Below are 13,558 nucleotides of genomic sequence, written 5' to 3'. Positions count from 1 at the left end.
GGCCAAGACCCCATACGAAAAAAGCCCCAAGACGCGGGTCACGGATATGACGCTGTCTTGAGGCTTTGCTCGGTCTGACGAAGCAGTCCGGTCGTATACTAACGTGCAGAGTAAACTGCGGGCGTGGTGTTTGCAAATGAAATGAAGCCCCAGATCAAAGCTTTGGAGGGGTTTTAGGCCCTTCCATGCTTGACACTGCCTAAGTCAGAGGCCAACGCTCTGCCTCATGTTTGATATACGCCCCGTTGGATATGTCATTGGCCTGATCGTTACCTTTCTTGGGGTGTCGATGCTTGTGCCTATGGGGGTGGATCTTGCCATGGCCAATGGCGAATGGGGTGTCTTTGCCGAGTCTGCCGCAATTTCGGTGTTTATCGGCCTTGCTTTGGTGTTTTCTTGCGCCAATGGGGTGCAGCAGGGCCTGAGCCTACAACAGACCTTTCTTCTGACAACCGCAATTTGGGCGATTTTGCCGATCTTTGCGGCGCTTCCCTTTGTGTTCGGCGCAACAGATGCACGGATTGTTGATGCAGTGTTTGAGGCGATGTCAGGTCTGACGACAACAGGCTCAACAGTTTTCACAGGCTTGGAATATTTGCCCCACGGGCTGAACCTTTGGCGGGCGATGATCCAATGGTTTGGCGGGGTAGGTATCATCGTGGTCGCGATGGTGTTTTTGCCCGAATTGCGGGTGGGGGGGATGCAAATTTTCCGCTCCGAGGCATTTGAAACAATGGGAAAAATCTTGCCCCGCGCAACCGAAATTGCGGCGCGTATTTCGGTGATCTATGTGGCGCTCACCTTCCTGTGCTTTCTGGCTTATTGGGCCTTAGGCATGACCTTTTACAACGCGATCTTACACGCCTTTACCACGCTGTCCACGGGTGGGTTTTCGAACACGGATGCCTCCTTTGGGGTTTATCAAGGCCCGCTTGAATATGTTTCGGCGGTGTTCATGATTTTGGCAAGCCTGCCCTTTGTGCGCTTTGTGCAGCTTTTGGCGGGCACGGCAGAACCGCTTTATCGTGACAGCCAAGTGCGCGCTTATCTTGGGGTCATCACGGCCCTTGTGCTGATCATGACAGTGTATCGGATTATCGCAAATGGCGATCATCTCGAGCATGGGATCCGCGAAGGGCTGTTCAACGTTACCTCCATCATATCTGGCACAGGCTATTCTTCGGTGGATTACCAACTTTGGGGGCCTTTGCCCGTGGTGGTGTTCTTCTTTGTCGGCTTGATTGGGGGATGTGCGGGTTCGACCTCCTGTTCCATCAAAATATTCCGCTATCAGATCTTGCTCGAATCCATCTCCACCCAAGTGCGCCGCTTATCGGCCCCCCATGGTGTATTTGAACCGCGGTTTGAGGGGCGGCCTGTTTCGGCAGATGTCCTCTCCTCCGTCATGGGGTTCTTTGTGCTGTTCTTCGTGTTGTTGGGGATTTTCGCGGTGGGTTTGGGACTGACGGGGCTAGATTTCGTCACCTCTGTGTCTGGGGCTGCCACCGCCTTGGCTAATATCGGGCCAGGATTGGGGGATGTGATTGGCCCCTCTGGCAATTTCGCGCCGCTCAATGATGCGGCGAAGTGGATTTTGACGCTGGGCATGTTGCTTGGCCGCCTTGAATTGTTGGCGGTTTTGGTGCTGTTCATGCCTGCCTTTTGGCGCGGATAGCCGCCCCTGCCGCAACGGCCGAGGCCCATGCCCATTGAAAATTATATCCGCCCAACCAACCCGTCACATCCACGGCTTCACCAATGAAATAGAGGTTGGGGATATGCGTGGATTGCATGGTTTTGGAACTTAAGCCATCGGTCGCGACACCGCCCAAGGTCACTTCGGCGGTGCGATACCCTTCGGTGGCTGTGGGCCGCAGTCGCCAATCCTGCAATGCCTCGACAATCTCGTGAAGGCGCGCATCGCTGCAATCGGCGATATTGCCCGCAAGGCTTTGGGTTTGCCCAAAATCCGCAACAAAGGCTTTGGGCAGATAATCGGACAGCATCCCTTGCAGGCTGCGTTTGCCCGATTGACCCCGCGCTTCGCGCAGGACAGCGAAAAAATCGGTTTCGGGGTCAATATGCAGCGTGATCTCGTGCCCTTCGCGCCAATAGGATGAAATTTGCAAAATGGCTGGGCCAGACAGGCCGCGATGGGTGAAAAGCATGGCTTCGTCAAATTCTGCATCGGCCGCCTTGGCGCGCACAGGCAGGGAGAGCCCAGCCAGCGCCGCGAACCGCGCGCGTTGCCCCTCGTCAAACGTAAAGGGCACAAGGGCAGGGCGGGTGTCGGTGACGCGGTGGCCGAAGGTTTCTGCAATCTGATAGGCCAAGCTTGTAGCGCCCATTTTGGGGATGGATTTTCCGCCCGTGGCCACGATGAGATGATCGGCATATATCTCGCGCGCTTGGCCCTGTCTTTCGACTAATACGCAAAATTTATCCCCGCTCTGCCGGACGGAAGAAATGCTTGTTTCTAGCCAAAGTTCGGCACCAACCGCCGCCATCTCGGCCCGCAGCATGGCGATGATCTCTTTGGCAGAGGTGTCGCAGAAAAGCTGCCCCAAGGTTTTCTCATGCCATGAAATGCGGTGGCGATTGACCAAATCTAGAAAATCATAGGGGCTGTATCGCGACAGGGCAGATTTGGCGAAATGCGGATTTTCGGACAAAAACGCGGAAGGTTCGCAGTAAATATTGGTAAAGTTACATCGCCCGCCGCCTGAGATGCGGATTTTCTCACCCGCGGCTTTTGCGTGATCTATCACCAAAACGCCCGCGCCCGAATGGGCCGCGGCCATCAGTCCTGCTGCACCCGCGCCAAGGATTAGGGCGCTGACATGATGCTGCGGCAGCTGTGCCATTTAATCTACGAAATGACGGCTGATCTTGATTTGATCCCAAGCCCAGACCACCTCTTGGAGGCGTTCCTCATCCGAGCGGTCACCGCCATTCATATCGGGATGCAGAACCTTGATCAGCGCTTTGTAGCATTTGCGAATTTCGGTCTTGTTCATCGTGTCGCGTGCTTCCAAGATCTCAAGCGCACGCCGTTCTGTGGGCGGCAGTTTGCGCCCCGATTGTGCCCCACCTGCATGCCCTGGATTACGGGTGGCATTGCCGCCCAAAACCTGATGCGGGTCATCCACGCCTAGCCGCGCCCATGCTTTTTCCTCAACCGATTTTTTGAAGGGCTTAGTGGGCCTGTCCCAGACGCGATCGCGGTCAAGCTGCGCTTCCATCTCGGCCTCGGTCGTACCCTCAAAGAAATTCCATTTGAGATTATATTCGCGCACATGTTCGCGACAGAACCAGAAGAAATCCTCAAGATTGTCGGGGGATTTGGGCGCACGATACTGCCCCGCCTCTTCGCAGGCGGGGTGCTCGCATTTGCGCTGCGAGGTTTCAAATGCCCCAGACATGCCACGCCGGCCCGTCTTGCGTTTCTTCTTGTCGGTCGAAACGCGAAGGTCAAAATTAAATGGATCTTTGTCGGTCATGGGCCTGTCCTTCTCGACTCGGAACGGGCAGTCTAAGCTATTGGTGGCGAAGGTGAAGGGCTAGGGTGAAGATTTTCATGACAAGAACCGAAAAAATTCGTGATGCATTAGAAAAAGCATTCAATCCCAAAGTGTTGGATGTTCACGATGAAAGTGAGGCCCATCGTGGCCATAGCGGCTATCAAGAGGGGGGCGAAAGTCATTTTCGTGTGGTGATCCGCGCCGATGGATTGGCGGGGTTGTCGCGCATTGCGCGGCATCGTGCCGTGCATGATGCCATCGGAAAGCCTTTGATGGGCGAAATTCACGCTTTGGCCATTGATGCAGACGGGCCTGAGCGGCCCGGCTGAGAAAAGTTACAGCCCCAGTTTCTGGCTCACCAACTGGTTCACAGCGGCAGGGTTTGCCTTGCCGCCTGTGGCCTTCATCACCTGACCCACGAACCATCCCGCAAGTTTCGGGTTCTGCTTGGCCTTTTCCACTTGGGCAGGATTGGCGGCAATGATCTCGTCCAACGCTGCTTCAATCGCGCCTGTATCCGTGACCTGTTTCATGCCGCGCGCTTCAACAATCTGCGCGGGGTCGCCGCCTTCGGTATAGACGATTTCGAACAGGTCTTTCGCGATTTTGCCCGAAATATCCCCCACCTTAATCAGCGCGATAATGCCTGCAAGCTGTGCAGGTGAGACAGGGCTGTCACTGATATCGCGCTCGTCTTTCTTTAGGCGGCCAAAGAGTTCGTTGATGACCCAATTCGCGGCCAGTTTCCCGTCTTTGGCGGTGGCCGCGACCTCTTCGAAAAACGCGCTGGCAGTGACATCGGCGGTCAAAACGCTGGCATCATAATCCGAAAGGCCAAAATCGCCGATAAAGCGCGCCTTTTTGGCATCGGGCAATTCGGGCAGGTTCGCGCGAATGTCATCCACCCATGCCTGCTCAATCTCAAGCGGCAAAAGGTCGGGATCTGGGAAGTAGCGATAATCATGCGCCTCTTCTTTCGACCGCATTGAACGCGTTTCGCCCTTATCAGGATCATAAAGTCGTGTTTCCTGATCCACAGTGCCGCCATTTTCGATAATGGCGATTTGGCGGCGTGCCTCATATTCGATGGCCTGTTGAATGAACCGCAGCGAATTCATGTTCTTGATCTCGCAGCGCGTGCCAAGATGGCTGAAATCGCCCGTTTCACGGAATTTTTCATAGGCCCCCGGTGCGCAGACAGACACGTTTACATCCGCACGCAGATTGCCGTTTTGCATATTCCCGTCACACGTACCCAAATAGAGCATGATTTGGCGCAATTTAGAGACATAGGCCGCTGCCTCCTCTGGGCCGCGAATATCGGGGCGCGAGACGATCTCCATCAACGCCACACCTGTGCGGTTGAGATCCACGAAAGACAGGGCGGGATCCATATCATGGATGGATTTGCCTGCGTCTTGTTCCAAATGGATACGTTCAATGCGCACAATCCGTGCCGTGCCATCGCCAAGCTCGACCAAAACCTCGCCTTCGCCGACGATGGGGTGATACAATTGGCTGATCTGATAGCCTTGCGGAAGGTCAGGGTAGAAATAGTTTTTGCGATCAAAGGCCGAAAACAAATTTATTTCCGCCTTCAGGCCCAATCCTGTGCGCACCGCTTGGGCCACGCAGGCCTCGTTGATCACAGGCAGCATTCCTGGCATGCCAGCATCCACAAAGGCCACATTAGAATTGGGTTCTGCTCCAAATTTCGTTGAGGCCCCCGAAAAGAGTTTCGCACGGGTTGCGACCTGCGCGTGCACTTCCATCCCAATCACAAGTTCCCAATCGGATTTGGCACCCGCGATCACTTTGGGTTTTGGGGCTTCATAACTGAGGTCAAGCATGGCGCATCTCTCCAACAGGCGGTTTCCCGCCGTTTACTAGGCCAGCGCGTAGGGCGCGGCAAGGGCAGGACTTGCATTTTGAGGCAAAATAAGGGCAAAGGGCGAGCATATATTGGCCACCTGAGGGAATTGCATGTTTTCATTCAAAAGGAATGAACGCGATCTGGCGCATCATGCGCGGAAATTCGGCAAATGTGCTGCAACCTTTTTGGGCGCGGCGGTTTTGATGGGATGTGTCGGCGCGCAGGCTGATTTGCCCACCGCACGTTGGGATGAAACCCCACAGGCCCAAGATTGGACAAAGGCAAGCCTCTCGATGTTGGAGGAGGACGCGGCCGTTTTGGTTGAGACAACCCCTGCGGATATCGAGGCATGGTGTCCCGCCTATGATGAGGCGAACCCAGAACAGCGTGCTGCGTTCTGGAACGGGCTTTTGTCCAGTTTGGCCTATCGTGAAAGCACCTTCCGCGAAGATGCGATTTCGTCAAATGGTAAGTGGCATGGTCTTTTGCAAATCTCGCCCGCAACGGCGCGCGGCTATGGCTGTGCTGCTGGCACAAGCGAGGCTTTGCGCGAGGGCGAGGCGAATTTGCGCTGCGCTTTGCGCATTTGGTCATCAACTGTCGTGCGCGATGGGGTCATTGCCGCAGATCAAGGCGGGGTTGCGGCCGATTGGGGGCCATTGCAACGCGAAGCCTTGCGCAATGATATTCGCGGTTGGGTGTCGGAGCAGGATTACTGCCAGTCATGACGGCGCGCTTGTCGGGTTTGGATCAGGTGCGCGGTGTCGCGCTTGTGGCAATGGCAAGCTATCATTTCATCTTTGATCTTGATTTATTCGGCCTTTTGCCTTCTGGCACGGCCCTACACCCCTATGTGCGCGGCTATGCTATCGCTATTGCGGGCAGCTTTCTGTTCCTGTCGGGCCTCAGCATGGTCTTGGCCCATGGGGTGGGGCGGCGGTGGCCCGCCTTTTGGCGGCGGTGGGGCATTTTGGTCGCTGCTGCGGCGGCGGTAAGCGTTACGACCTATTTTGCCTTTGGGGCGCAATTTGTCTTTTGGGGCATTTTGCACATGATGGCTGCTGCAAGCCTAGTGGGAATTGTCCTCTTGGGGCGGGTGCCCGCTTGGGGCTTGGCCGTGCTTGGTATCTTGGCCCTTGGTCCAGGTATTTGGCTGCGCCTGCCTGCGCTTGAGCATCCGATATTTTGGATCACAGGCGCACAGGCGGCGCGGCCTGTGACAGTGGATTATTTGCCAATCTTGCCATGGATCGGCCCCTATCTTTTGGGCATGGCTTGGGCGCAATTTGCCCGTGATCTGTGCAGGCCGATCATGCCACAAAAGATATGCGGTGGTGCGCTTGGGGCGGGTTTGGCCCTTTTGGGGCGCAATTCCCTTGCGTTTTATCTCATCCACCAACCCGTGCTGCTGGCATTGGTCTGTGGATATGTTTGGCTGCTGGATTATGCGTTTTGATAACCCGCACGCATTCTTGCCACCATCTCGCTCATATCGTGGCTGAGGTTCGGGGTGTCAGAAATACGCTTTAGCGCCTCTTGGATCAGGGCCTGACGATCAACATCATAGCGCGCCCATGTCTCAAAGGCGGTGGACATCCGTGCCGCGGTTTGCGGGTTTTTGCCGTCCATTCGGATTAGCCAATCCGCGACGAACTGATAGCCCGTGCCTGAGGGCGCATGAAAGCCCGCAGGGTTGGCTGAAGTCAGACCTGCAATCACTGCGCGGAAGCGATTGGGGTTCTTCCAATCAAAATCTGCGTGCTCGGTCAGGCGATGTGCAACTTGCGCGGCCTCATCAGGGGCGGCATGGGCGATTTGCAGCATGAACCATTTATCCATCACGATGCGGTTTTCATGCCATTGGTCGTAGAAGGCCATGCTTGCCTGCTGTGCAACATCACCCCCATGATCCAACAGCGCACCGAACGCGGCTAATTGATCGGTCATATTGGTGGCCGTCTCGAATTGCGTCTGCGCGAGGTTTGGGCCATGCACACGGGTCAAGGCGCGCAGGGCCACGTTGCGCAAACTGCGCCGGCCTGCAGAGGCCGCATCAGGGCTATAGCCGTCTTCATCGGTCAGTGTTTCGAACAGCCGCGCGTAAATCGGCGCAAGTACAGCTGCGATGGACTGTTCCAAAGCGCGGCGCTTTTCGTGGATGGTGCTTGGATCAGGCACCACGCCTGCTTCGGCCAAATCATTGGCCAGCGCATCTTCGCTTGGCAGGCTTGCGCATAGCGCACGAAACTCGGGGTCGAGCGTGTCATCCTGCACCACCGCAGCGAGGGCTGCGATATAGTCAGGGTTCGGGGCTGTCCCATCGGTGATCATTGCGCACAGAACCTCACGCGACAGGCTGCGGCCCGCTTCCCATCGGTTGAACGGGTCTGTGTCATGGGCAAAGAGGGTCGCGCGCGCAGCAAAATCTTGCTCGATTTCTAAAATCACAGGGGCCGAGAATTCGCGCAAGACCGACAGGACAGGGGCCTCAGGCAGATCGTCAAACACCAATTCCATCTCAGGATCCGCCATTTCGACAATTTGCGTGGGCCGCAATTCGCGCCCGTCCTGACCCAATAGGCCAAGCGCCACGGGGAACAACAATGGCTCTTTGAGCGGTTGTTTGGGGGTGGGTTCGGTGCGCTGTGCCAATTTAAGCACCATGCGTCCATCTTGATAGGTGGAGGCGACCGTCAAACGCGGCGTTCCTGCCTGTTCATACCAGCGTTTGAATTGCGATATATCGCGCAAAGTGGTGTCTCGGAACACCTGCAACCAATCCTCGATGGTGCAGGCCTGCCCATCATGGCGGTCGAAATATAGATCAAGCGCCGCGCGATAAGCCCCTTCGCCCACCAAAAGCCGCAGCATGCGGATCAGCTCCGCCCCTTTTTCGTAAACAGTGGCCGTGTAGAAATTGTTGATCTCGACAAAACTTGCAGGGCGCACGGGATGCGCCAATGGGCCTGCATCCTCGCGGAATTGGCGCGCGCGCAGATTCAGCACATCACCAATTCGCTGCACAGGCGCGGATCGGGCATCTGCGCTGAACTGTTGATCGCGAAAGACGGTTAAGCCCTCTTTGAGGCAGAGTTGAAACCAATCGCGGCAAGTGATGCGATTGCCTGTCCAATTGTGGAAATATTCATGCGCGATGATCCGCTCTATAAAGGCATAATCTTGATCCGTTGCGGTTTCAGGGCTGGCCAGCACATATTTGGAGTTGAAGATATTCAGCCCCTTGTTCTCCATCGCGCCCATGTTGAAATCATCGACCGCCACGATGTTAAACAGATCAAGGTCATATTCGCGGCCATAAACCTGTTCATCCCAGATCATTGACCGCTTGAGCGCGTCCATCGCATAGGCGCAATACCCCTCATCACCGGGGCGGACATAGATATTGAGATCAACCTCGCGTCCCGAGGCCGTGGTGAACTGATCGCTATAGGCGCGCAAATCGCCCGCCACCAAAGCAAAGAGATAAGCAGGTTTGGGCCAAGGGTCATGCCATTCTGCATAGCCTGCGCCTGTCTCGCCCCGATTGCCATTGGACAGTAGGATCGGTGCATCCCCCTCAATGCGCACATCAAAGGGTGCCATGACATCGGGGCGGTCGGGGTAATAGGTTATTTTGCGAAACCCTTCCGCCTCGCATTGGGTGCAATACATGCCCTTGGACATATAAAGCCCCTCAAGGGCTGTGTTATCCTGTGGTGCGATTTCGACTTCGGCCTCCCAAACAAAGCCGCCCTCTGGCAGGCGTGCGGCAGGCACAGTCAGGGCTGTTTCGTTGAGGCGATAATCGGCCTCACTTAGCGCTGTTCCATCTATCTTTGCCCAGATCAGACGCAGATCCTCGCCATCAAGCACAAGCGCCCCTTCGCCCAAACCTTGCGCCTCGGGGTTGGGGCGAAAGGTGATCTGTGAAATGACGCGCGTGGCCTTTGGTGCAAGGCGAAAGGTAAGATGCACATGGTCAATCAAATACTCGGGCGGGGTGTAGTCACTGAGCCAAATAGTGCGGGGTGTGGCAGTGGCAGATGTTGCATCAAGGGGCAGGGCGGACACGGGGCAGGCCTCATTATATCGGGGAAGGGTTGACCTTAGGCTATGCGCGCCGGTGACAGGCTGCAACCAGATAGGTGGGTTAGAGCCAGTAAAACCGCGATATATCTGTGCGATTGTCAAAGAACGCCACCGCCTCAGGCCGAAATCCATAGCCGTGCCGCGCCACCGCTTGGGATAATTCTGCGAGGATCACATGGGTGATAAAGGGGATGTCCAAGCTTTGCGCCTCTGCCAGATCAAGCCATGTCAGATGAGACAACTCGCCATCGCCTTTGGTGAAATCCTGCGCAACGCCCTTCAGATCGTCAGCGCGCGCCAAAAAGAAACGCGCGTCAAAGCGGCGTGGGCGGCCTGTGGGGGTGACGGCACGAAAAAAGAAATCAACCCTTCGCGGATCGTATGGGCCAAGGCTGAGTCCTGTTTCTTCGTGCAACTCGCGAAAGGCTGCGTTGATCAAGGCCTCGGGTGAACAGGCGCTGTCATGGCCGAGGCGCGCTGCAAGCGCATCAGGGATTGCGTGCGCAAGCGGGGTGTCGTGATCCACCGCATCCACCGCCCCGCCGGGGAATACAAATTTTCGCGGCATGAACGCGGCAGATGCCCCGCGTTGGCCCATTAAGACCTGCGCGCCTTTTGTGCTGTCGCGCAATAAGATGATGCTTGCGGCATCCCGAATGGGAGGATCAGAAACCATGCATCCGCTTGGCCCATTGGATGCCCACAATCAGCCCCTTAAAGCGGGGCAAGAGGAACAGTGCCACCAGAAAGGCCCCAAGCGAAAACCCGCCTGCCATAACCCATGGGCTTGGTTGATAGGCCGTATAAACCCAGAGCATTAAGGTGCCCAAGATTTTCGCTGTGACGAGGATCGTCAAATAGGCAGGCCCATCATCCGCGCGGGCGTGGCTCAGATCTTCTCCACAGCTGCCACAGGTTTTTACAAGGTTCAGATAGCCGCTAAACAGTGCGCCCTCACCACAGCACGGGCAGCGGCCGCGCATGGCTTTGGCAATCGCGGGCCATGTTGGGCGTTCCTGCGGAACATGATCGAAAACACCATCCGCCAAGGCAGTGATTGGATCGATTTCAGCCGCTTCTGTGCTGGGGTTTGCCATGGCGCGCATCCTTTTCTTATCTCGACCTTAGCCCTAGCGCAAAGCGCAATCATTGGCAAAGGGGCGGGCCGTTTTGACGCGCTGCACAAAGCCCGCAACGGCGCGGAACAGGAACAAAAACCCGATGACCGTGACGACTTTCCAAAGCCCATCCAAGGATTGTGCAGCAAAAAGTTCATCGAAGAGAGGGCGCACCATCCATGCAAATGCACCAAGTGCGGCGCCTTCAAGGCTCATCAAGATCAGCGGGAATGTCAGGGCGGGCCAATATTTGAGGACATGCTCGCGCCACAGGCGGATCACAAGTCGAGACGAGCGCAGGTCAACCCCATTTGGGGCCTTGGTCTGCGAATCTGATGCGGGGCTTGGGTCTGATATGCGTCTCCAAATCTGCGAAAAATTACGCATTCTGCTAAAGAATGCTTAGCAAATCATCATCCGCCCTGATTAGGCTATGCCGCCCTTGCAAACAAGCACCCGCTATGTATGGGGTCAGATTTCCTGAATCCGCCATTGTTTTCGGGTCGATGTCTTTTCTGAGGTGCAAAGCGGCGCTTTCAGGACGGTTTTACACTAATTTCTGTTAATTGGTTGTCATCTAAGGCTCAGGCTGTTTAGCTTAGGGCAATTGAATGCGGGGCAACACCGCAACCACAATGGGAGTTCGACACTTTGTTCGACACAGCAAAAGACGCGTTTGTCGCTTTTGAGCATGTCCAGAAAAGTTACGATGGCGAAGCGCTGGTCGTAAAAGACCTTAACCTTCAGATCGGTCAGGGCGAATTTCTAACGATGCTTGGGCCTTCGGGGTCGGGCAAAACGACCTGCCTGATGATGCTTGCAGGTTTCGAGACAGCCACACATGGCGAGATCCTGTTGCAGGGTCGTCCGATCAACAACATTCCGCCCCATAAGCGCGGGATTGGGATGGTGTTCCAGAACTACGCTTTGTTCCCGCATATGTCGGTTGCAGAAAACCTTGCCTTCCCTTTGGAAGTGCGCGGCATGGGTAAATCAGAGCGCGAAGGAAAGATCAAACGCGCGCTTGATATGGTGCAGATGGGGGGTTTTGGCGGTCGCCGTCCCGCGCAGCTTTCGGGTGGGCAGCAACAGCGTATCGCCTTGGCGCGGGCCTTGGTGTTCGAGCCTGAGCTTGTTTTGATGGACGAACCTTTGGGGGCGCTCGACAAGCAATTGCGCGAACATATGCAATTTGAAATCACCAATCTAGCGCATCAGTTGGGCATCACTACAGTTTATGTGACCCATGACCAAACCGAAGCCTTGACCATGTCGGATCGTGTCGCGGTGTTTGATGATGGCCGTATTCAACAGCTTGATCCGCCTGATGTTCTCTATGAACAGCCGCAAAACAGCTTTGTGGCGCAGTTTATTGGCGAAAATAACACGCTTTCGGGTGTGGTGACGAAAATCTCAGGCGATCGCTGCGTTGTGAAGCTGGACAGCGGTGACGAAATTGACGCGCGTCCTGTAAACGTCTCGGCCGTGGGGGATCGCACCACTGTTTCCATCCGTCCCGAGCGGGTGGAAATGGACAAGCGCCGTCTCTCGCCTGACGCGCATACGCTGAAAGGCGAGGTTCTCGAATTTATTTACATGGGCGACATTTTCCGCACGCGCCTGCGCGTGGCAGGTTCGGATGACTTCATCATCAAGACCCGCAACGCCCCCGATCAAAAACGACTCACACCTGGCACCCAGATTGAAATAGGATGGTTGCCTGACGATTGCCGTGCGCTTGATGCTTAAGCGCATGGCCTAAGCTGCCACCTTCGCCTGGAGGGTGGCTATGCATAAGACCATACCAGGTAACAACACGGGAGACTGACATGAAACTGTCAAAAACACTTCTGGCAACTTCTGCAATCGGCGTCGCCGCAGCAGGTTTGGCCTATGCGGGCGGCCACATGGCCACTGGCTCATTCACTTTGGTTAGCTGGGGCGGGGCGTATCAAGCCAGCCAAACCAACGCGTATACAAATCCTTACTCCGCCAATAACCCAGATGTTGAATTCGTTTGGGACGAAAGCTCAGCCGAAGCTGTCGCAAAACTCCGTGCCATGAACGAAGCGGGTAACTTGACATGGGACTTGGTTGACGTTGTGGCATCTGATGCGCTGCGTCTTTGTGACGAAGGCCTCGCAATGGAAATCGATGCTGACGAGATGTTAGCGCCTGCTCCTGATGGAACATCAGCGAGCGACGACTTTGGTGATCTCTTGGTTGGTGATTGCTTTATCCCACAGATCGTTTACTCCACCACCTTCGGCTATCGCACCGACATGGTGCCTGATGGTGTAGAGCCTCCAAATGACATCTGTGATGTGTTCGATCTCGAAACATATCCTGGCATGCGTTCGCTTGAGAGCCGCCCAATTAACAACATGGAATGGGCTTTGCTTTGTGACGGCGTTGCAAAAGCAGACGTCTATGACGTGCTGGCCACTGATGAAGGCCAAGAGCAGGCTTTGGCCAAGCTCGACACCATCCGCGACAGCGTGATCTGGTGGAACGCAGGCGCCGATACGCCACAGCTTTTGGCGGATGGCGAAATCTTTATCGGTTCGACCTATAATGGTCGTCTGTTCTCGGCCATCGTTGAGCAGAACCAGCCAATCGGCATGATGTGGGACGCGCAGGTATTCGACCTTGATGGTTGGATCATCCCAGCAGGTCTGCCTGAGGATCGTCTAGCCCGCGTTATGGACTTCGTCAATTTTGCGACGGACACCCAGCGTCTGGCAGATCAGGCGGCCTACATTTCTTACGGCCCTGCACGTCTGTCCTCTGCGCCACTGGTTGGCAACCATGCAGAGCTTGGCATCGAAATGGCACCACATATGCCAACCGATCCAAACAACGCACGGAACACGTTCCTCTATAACTACGAGTTCTGGGCGGATTATCGCGATGATATTGACGCGAAATTCCAAGCATGGCTGGCTCAGTAATCTGAG

The 13,558-nt window shown here is 55.6% G+C and carries 13 protein-coding genes; 6 read left to right on the top strand and 7 right to left on the bottom strand.

All coding sequences use genetic code 11. The features are described 5' to 3' along the window. The first annotated feature begins 226 nt into the window (after positions 1–226). On the top strand, positions 227–1,675 hold the full coding sequence (locus tag AAC621_RS02640; protein ID WP_340251967.1) for a TrkH family potassium uptake protein: 1,449 nt from the start codon (positions 227–229) through the stop codon (positions 1,673–1,675). On the opposite strand, the gene AAC621_RS02635 is transcribed toward AAC621_RS02640, so the two are convergent. Then, positions 1,650–2,864: a BaiN/RdsA family NAD(P)/FAD-dependent oxidoreductase gene (locus AAC621_RS02635; protein ID WP_340251965.1), complete on the bottom strand. Its 1,215-nt coding sequence runs from the start codon at positions 2,862–2,864 to the stop codon at positions 1,650–1,652. The genes AAC621_RS02640 and AAC621_RS02635 overlap by 26 nt on opposite strands. Further along, positions 2,865–3,500, bottom strand: coding sequence for a DnaJ domain-containing protein (locus AAC621_RS02630; RefSeq protein WP_340251963.1), 636 nt, complete (start codon positions 3,498–3,500; stop codon positions 2,865–2,867). A 77-nt stretch (positions 3,501–3,577) separates the two neighbouring features. Here AAC621_RS02630 and AAC621_RS02625 point away from each other — a divergent pair, with 77 nt between their 5' ends. Beyond that, complete coding sequence (locus tag AAC621_RS02625; RefSeq protein WP_340251961.1) at positions 3,578–3,850, top strand: BolA family protein; 273 nt, start codon at positions 3,578–3,580, stop codon at positions 3,848–3,850. Positions 3,851–3,856: 6 nt separating this feature from the next. Here AAC621_RS02625 and gatB read toward each other — a convergent pair whose 3' ends face one another. After that, complete coding sequence (gene gatB, locus AAC621_RS02620) at positions 3,857–5,371, bottom strand: Asp-tRNA(Asn)/Glu-tRNA(Gln) amidotransferase subunit GatB (RefSeq protein WP_340251959.1); 1,515 nt, start codon at positions 5,369–5,371, stop codon at positions 3,857–3,859. Positions 5,372–5,504: 133 nt separating this feature from the next. On the opposite strand from gatB, the gene AAC621_RS02615 reads away from it, so the two are divergent. Both AAC621_RS02615 and AAC621_RS02610 read left to right on the top strand, forming a co-directional pair. After that, positions 5,505–6,122, top strand: a complete 618-nt coding sequence (locus tag AAC621_RS02615) for a transglycosylase SLT domain-containing protein (RefSeq protein ID WP_340251957.1) — start codon at positions 5,505–5,507, stop codon at positions 6,120–6,122. After that, positions 6,119–6,850 (top strand): heparan-alpha-glucosaminide N-acetyltransferase, encoded by a 732-nt coding sequence (locus tag AAC621_RS02610; RefSeq protein WP_340251955.1) that lies wholly within the window; start codon positions 6,119–6,121, stop codon positions 6,848–6,850. The genes AAC621_RS02615 and AAC621_RS02610 overlap by 4 nt, the downstream gene beginning before the upstream one ends. Here the strand turns inward: AAC621_RS02610 and pepN are convergent. The 4 genes from pepN to AAC621_RS02590 form a co-directional block, all read right to left on the bottom strand. Further along, positions 6,838–9,465: an aminopeptidase N gene (gene pepN, locus AAC621_RS02605; RefSeq protein ID WP_340251953.1), complete on the bottom strand. Its 2,628-nt coding sequence runs from the start codon at positions 9,463–9,465 to the stop codon at positions 6,838–6,840. The two genes, AAC621_RS02610 and pepN, sit on opposite strands and share 13 nt — an antisense overlap. Before the next feature lie 79 nt (positions 9,466–9,544). Beyond that, positions 9,545–10,159 (bottom strand): NUDIX hydrolase, encoded by a 615-nt coding sequence (locus AAC621_RS02600; protein ID WP_340251950.1) that lies wholly within the window; start codon positions 10,157–10,159, stop codon positions 9,545–9,547. Next, positions 10,149–10,580 carry a DUF983 domain-containing protein gene (locus AAC621_RS02595; RefSeq protein WP_340251948.1) on the bottom strand — a complete coding sequence of 144 codons (432 nt, stop codon included), beginning with the start codon at positions 10,578–10,580 and terminating at the stop codon, positions 10,149–10,151. Before AAC621_RS02595 ends, AAC621_RS02600 begins: the two co-directional genes overlap by 11 nt. A 33-nt stretch (positions 10,581–10,613) precedes the next feature. Then, positions 10,614–10,988 carry a hypothetical protein gene (locus tag AAC621_RS02590; RefSeq protein ID WP_340251946.1) on the bottom strand — a complete coding sequence of 125 codons (375 nt, stop codon included), beginning with the start codon at positions 10,986–10,988 and terminating at the stop codon, positions 10,614–10,616. Between the two features lie 264 nt (positions 10,989–11,252). On the opposite strand from AAC621_RS02590, the gene AAC621_RS02585 reads away from it, so the two are divergent. After that, complete coding sequence (locus AAC621_RS02585) at positions 11,253–12,350, top strand: ABC transporter ATP-binding protein (protein WP_340251944.1); 1,098 nt, start codon at positions 11,253–11,255, stop codon at positions 12,348–12,350. An 80-nt stretch (positions 12,351–12,430) separates the two neighbouring features. Next, positions 12,431–13,552: an extracellular solute-binding protein gene (locus tag AAC621_RS02580; RefSeq protein WP_340251941.1), complete on the top strand. Its 1,122-nt coding sequence runs from the start codon at positions 12,431–12,433 to the stop codon at positions 13,550–13,552. Positions 13,553–13,558: the final 6 nt, after the last annotated feature.

Origin of the sequence: Roseobacter sp. HKCC-CH-9208, from assembly GCF_037805125.1 — a bacterium.
Classification (GTDB): Bacteria; Pseudomonadota; Alphaproteobacteria; order Rhodobacterales; family Rhodobacteraceae; genus M30B80.
The sequence above is the reverse complement of the archived record's forward strand: the minus strand, read 5'-3'. Positions and strand labels throughout refer to the sequence as shown.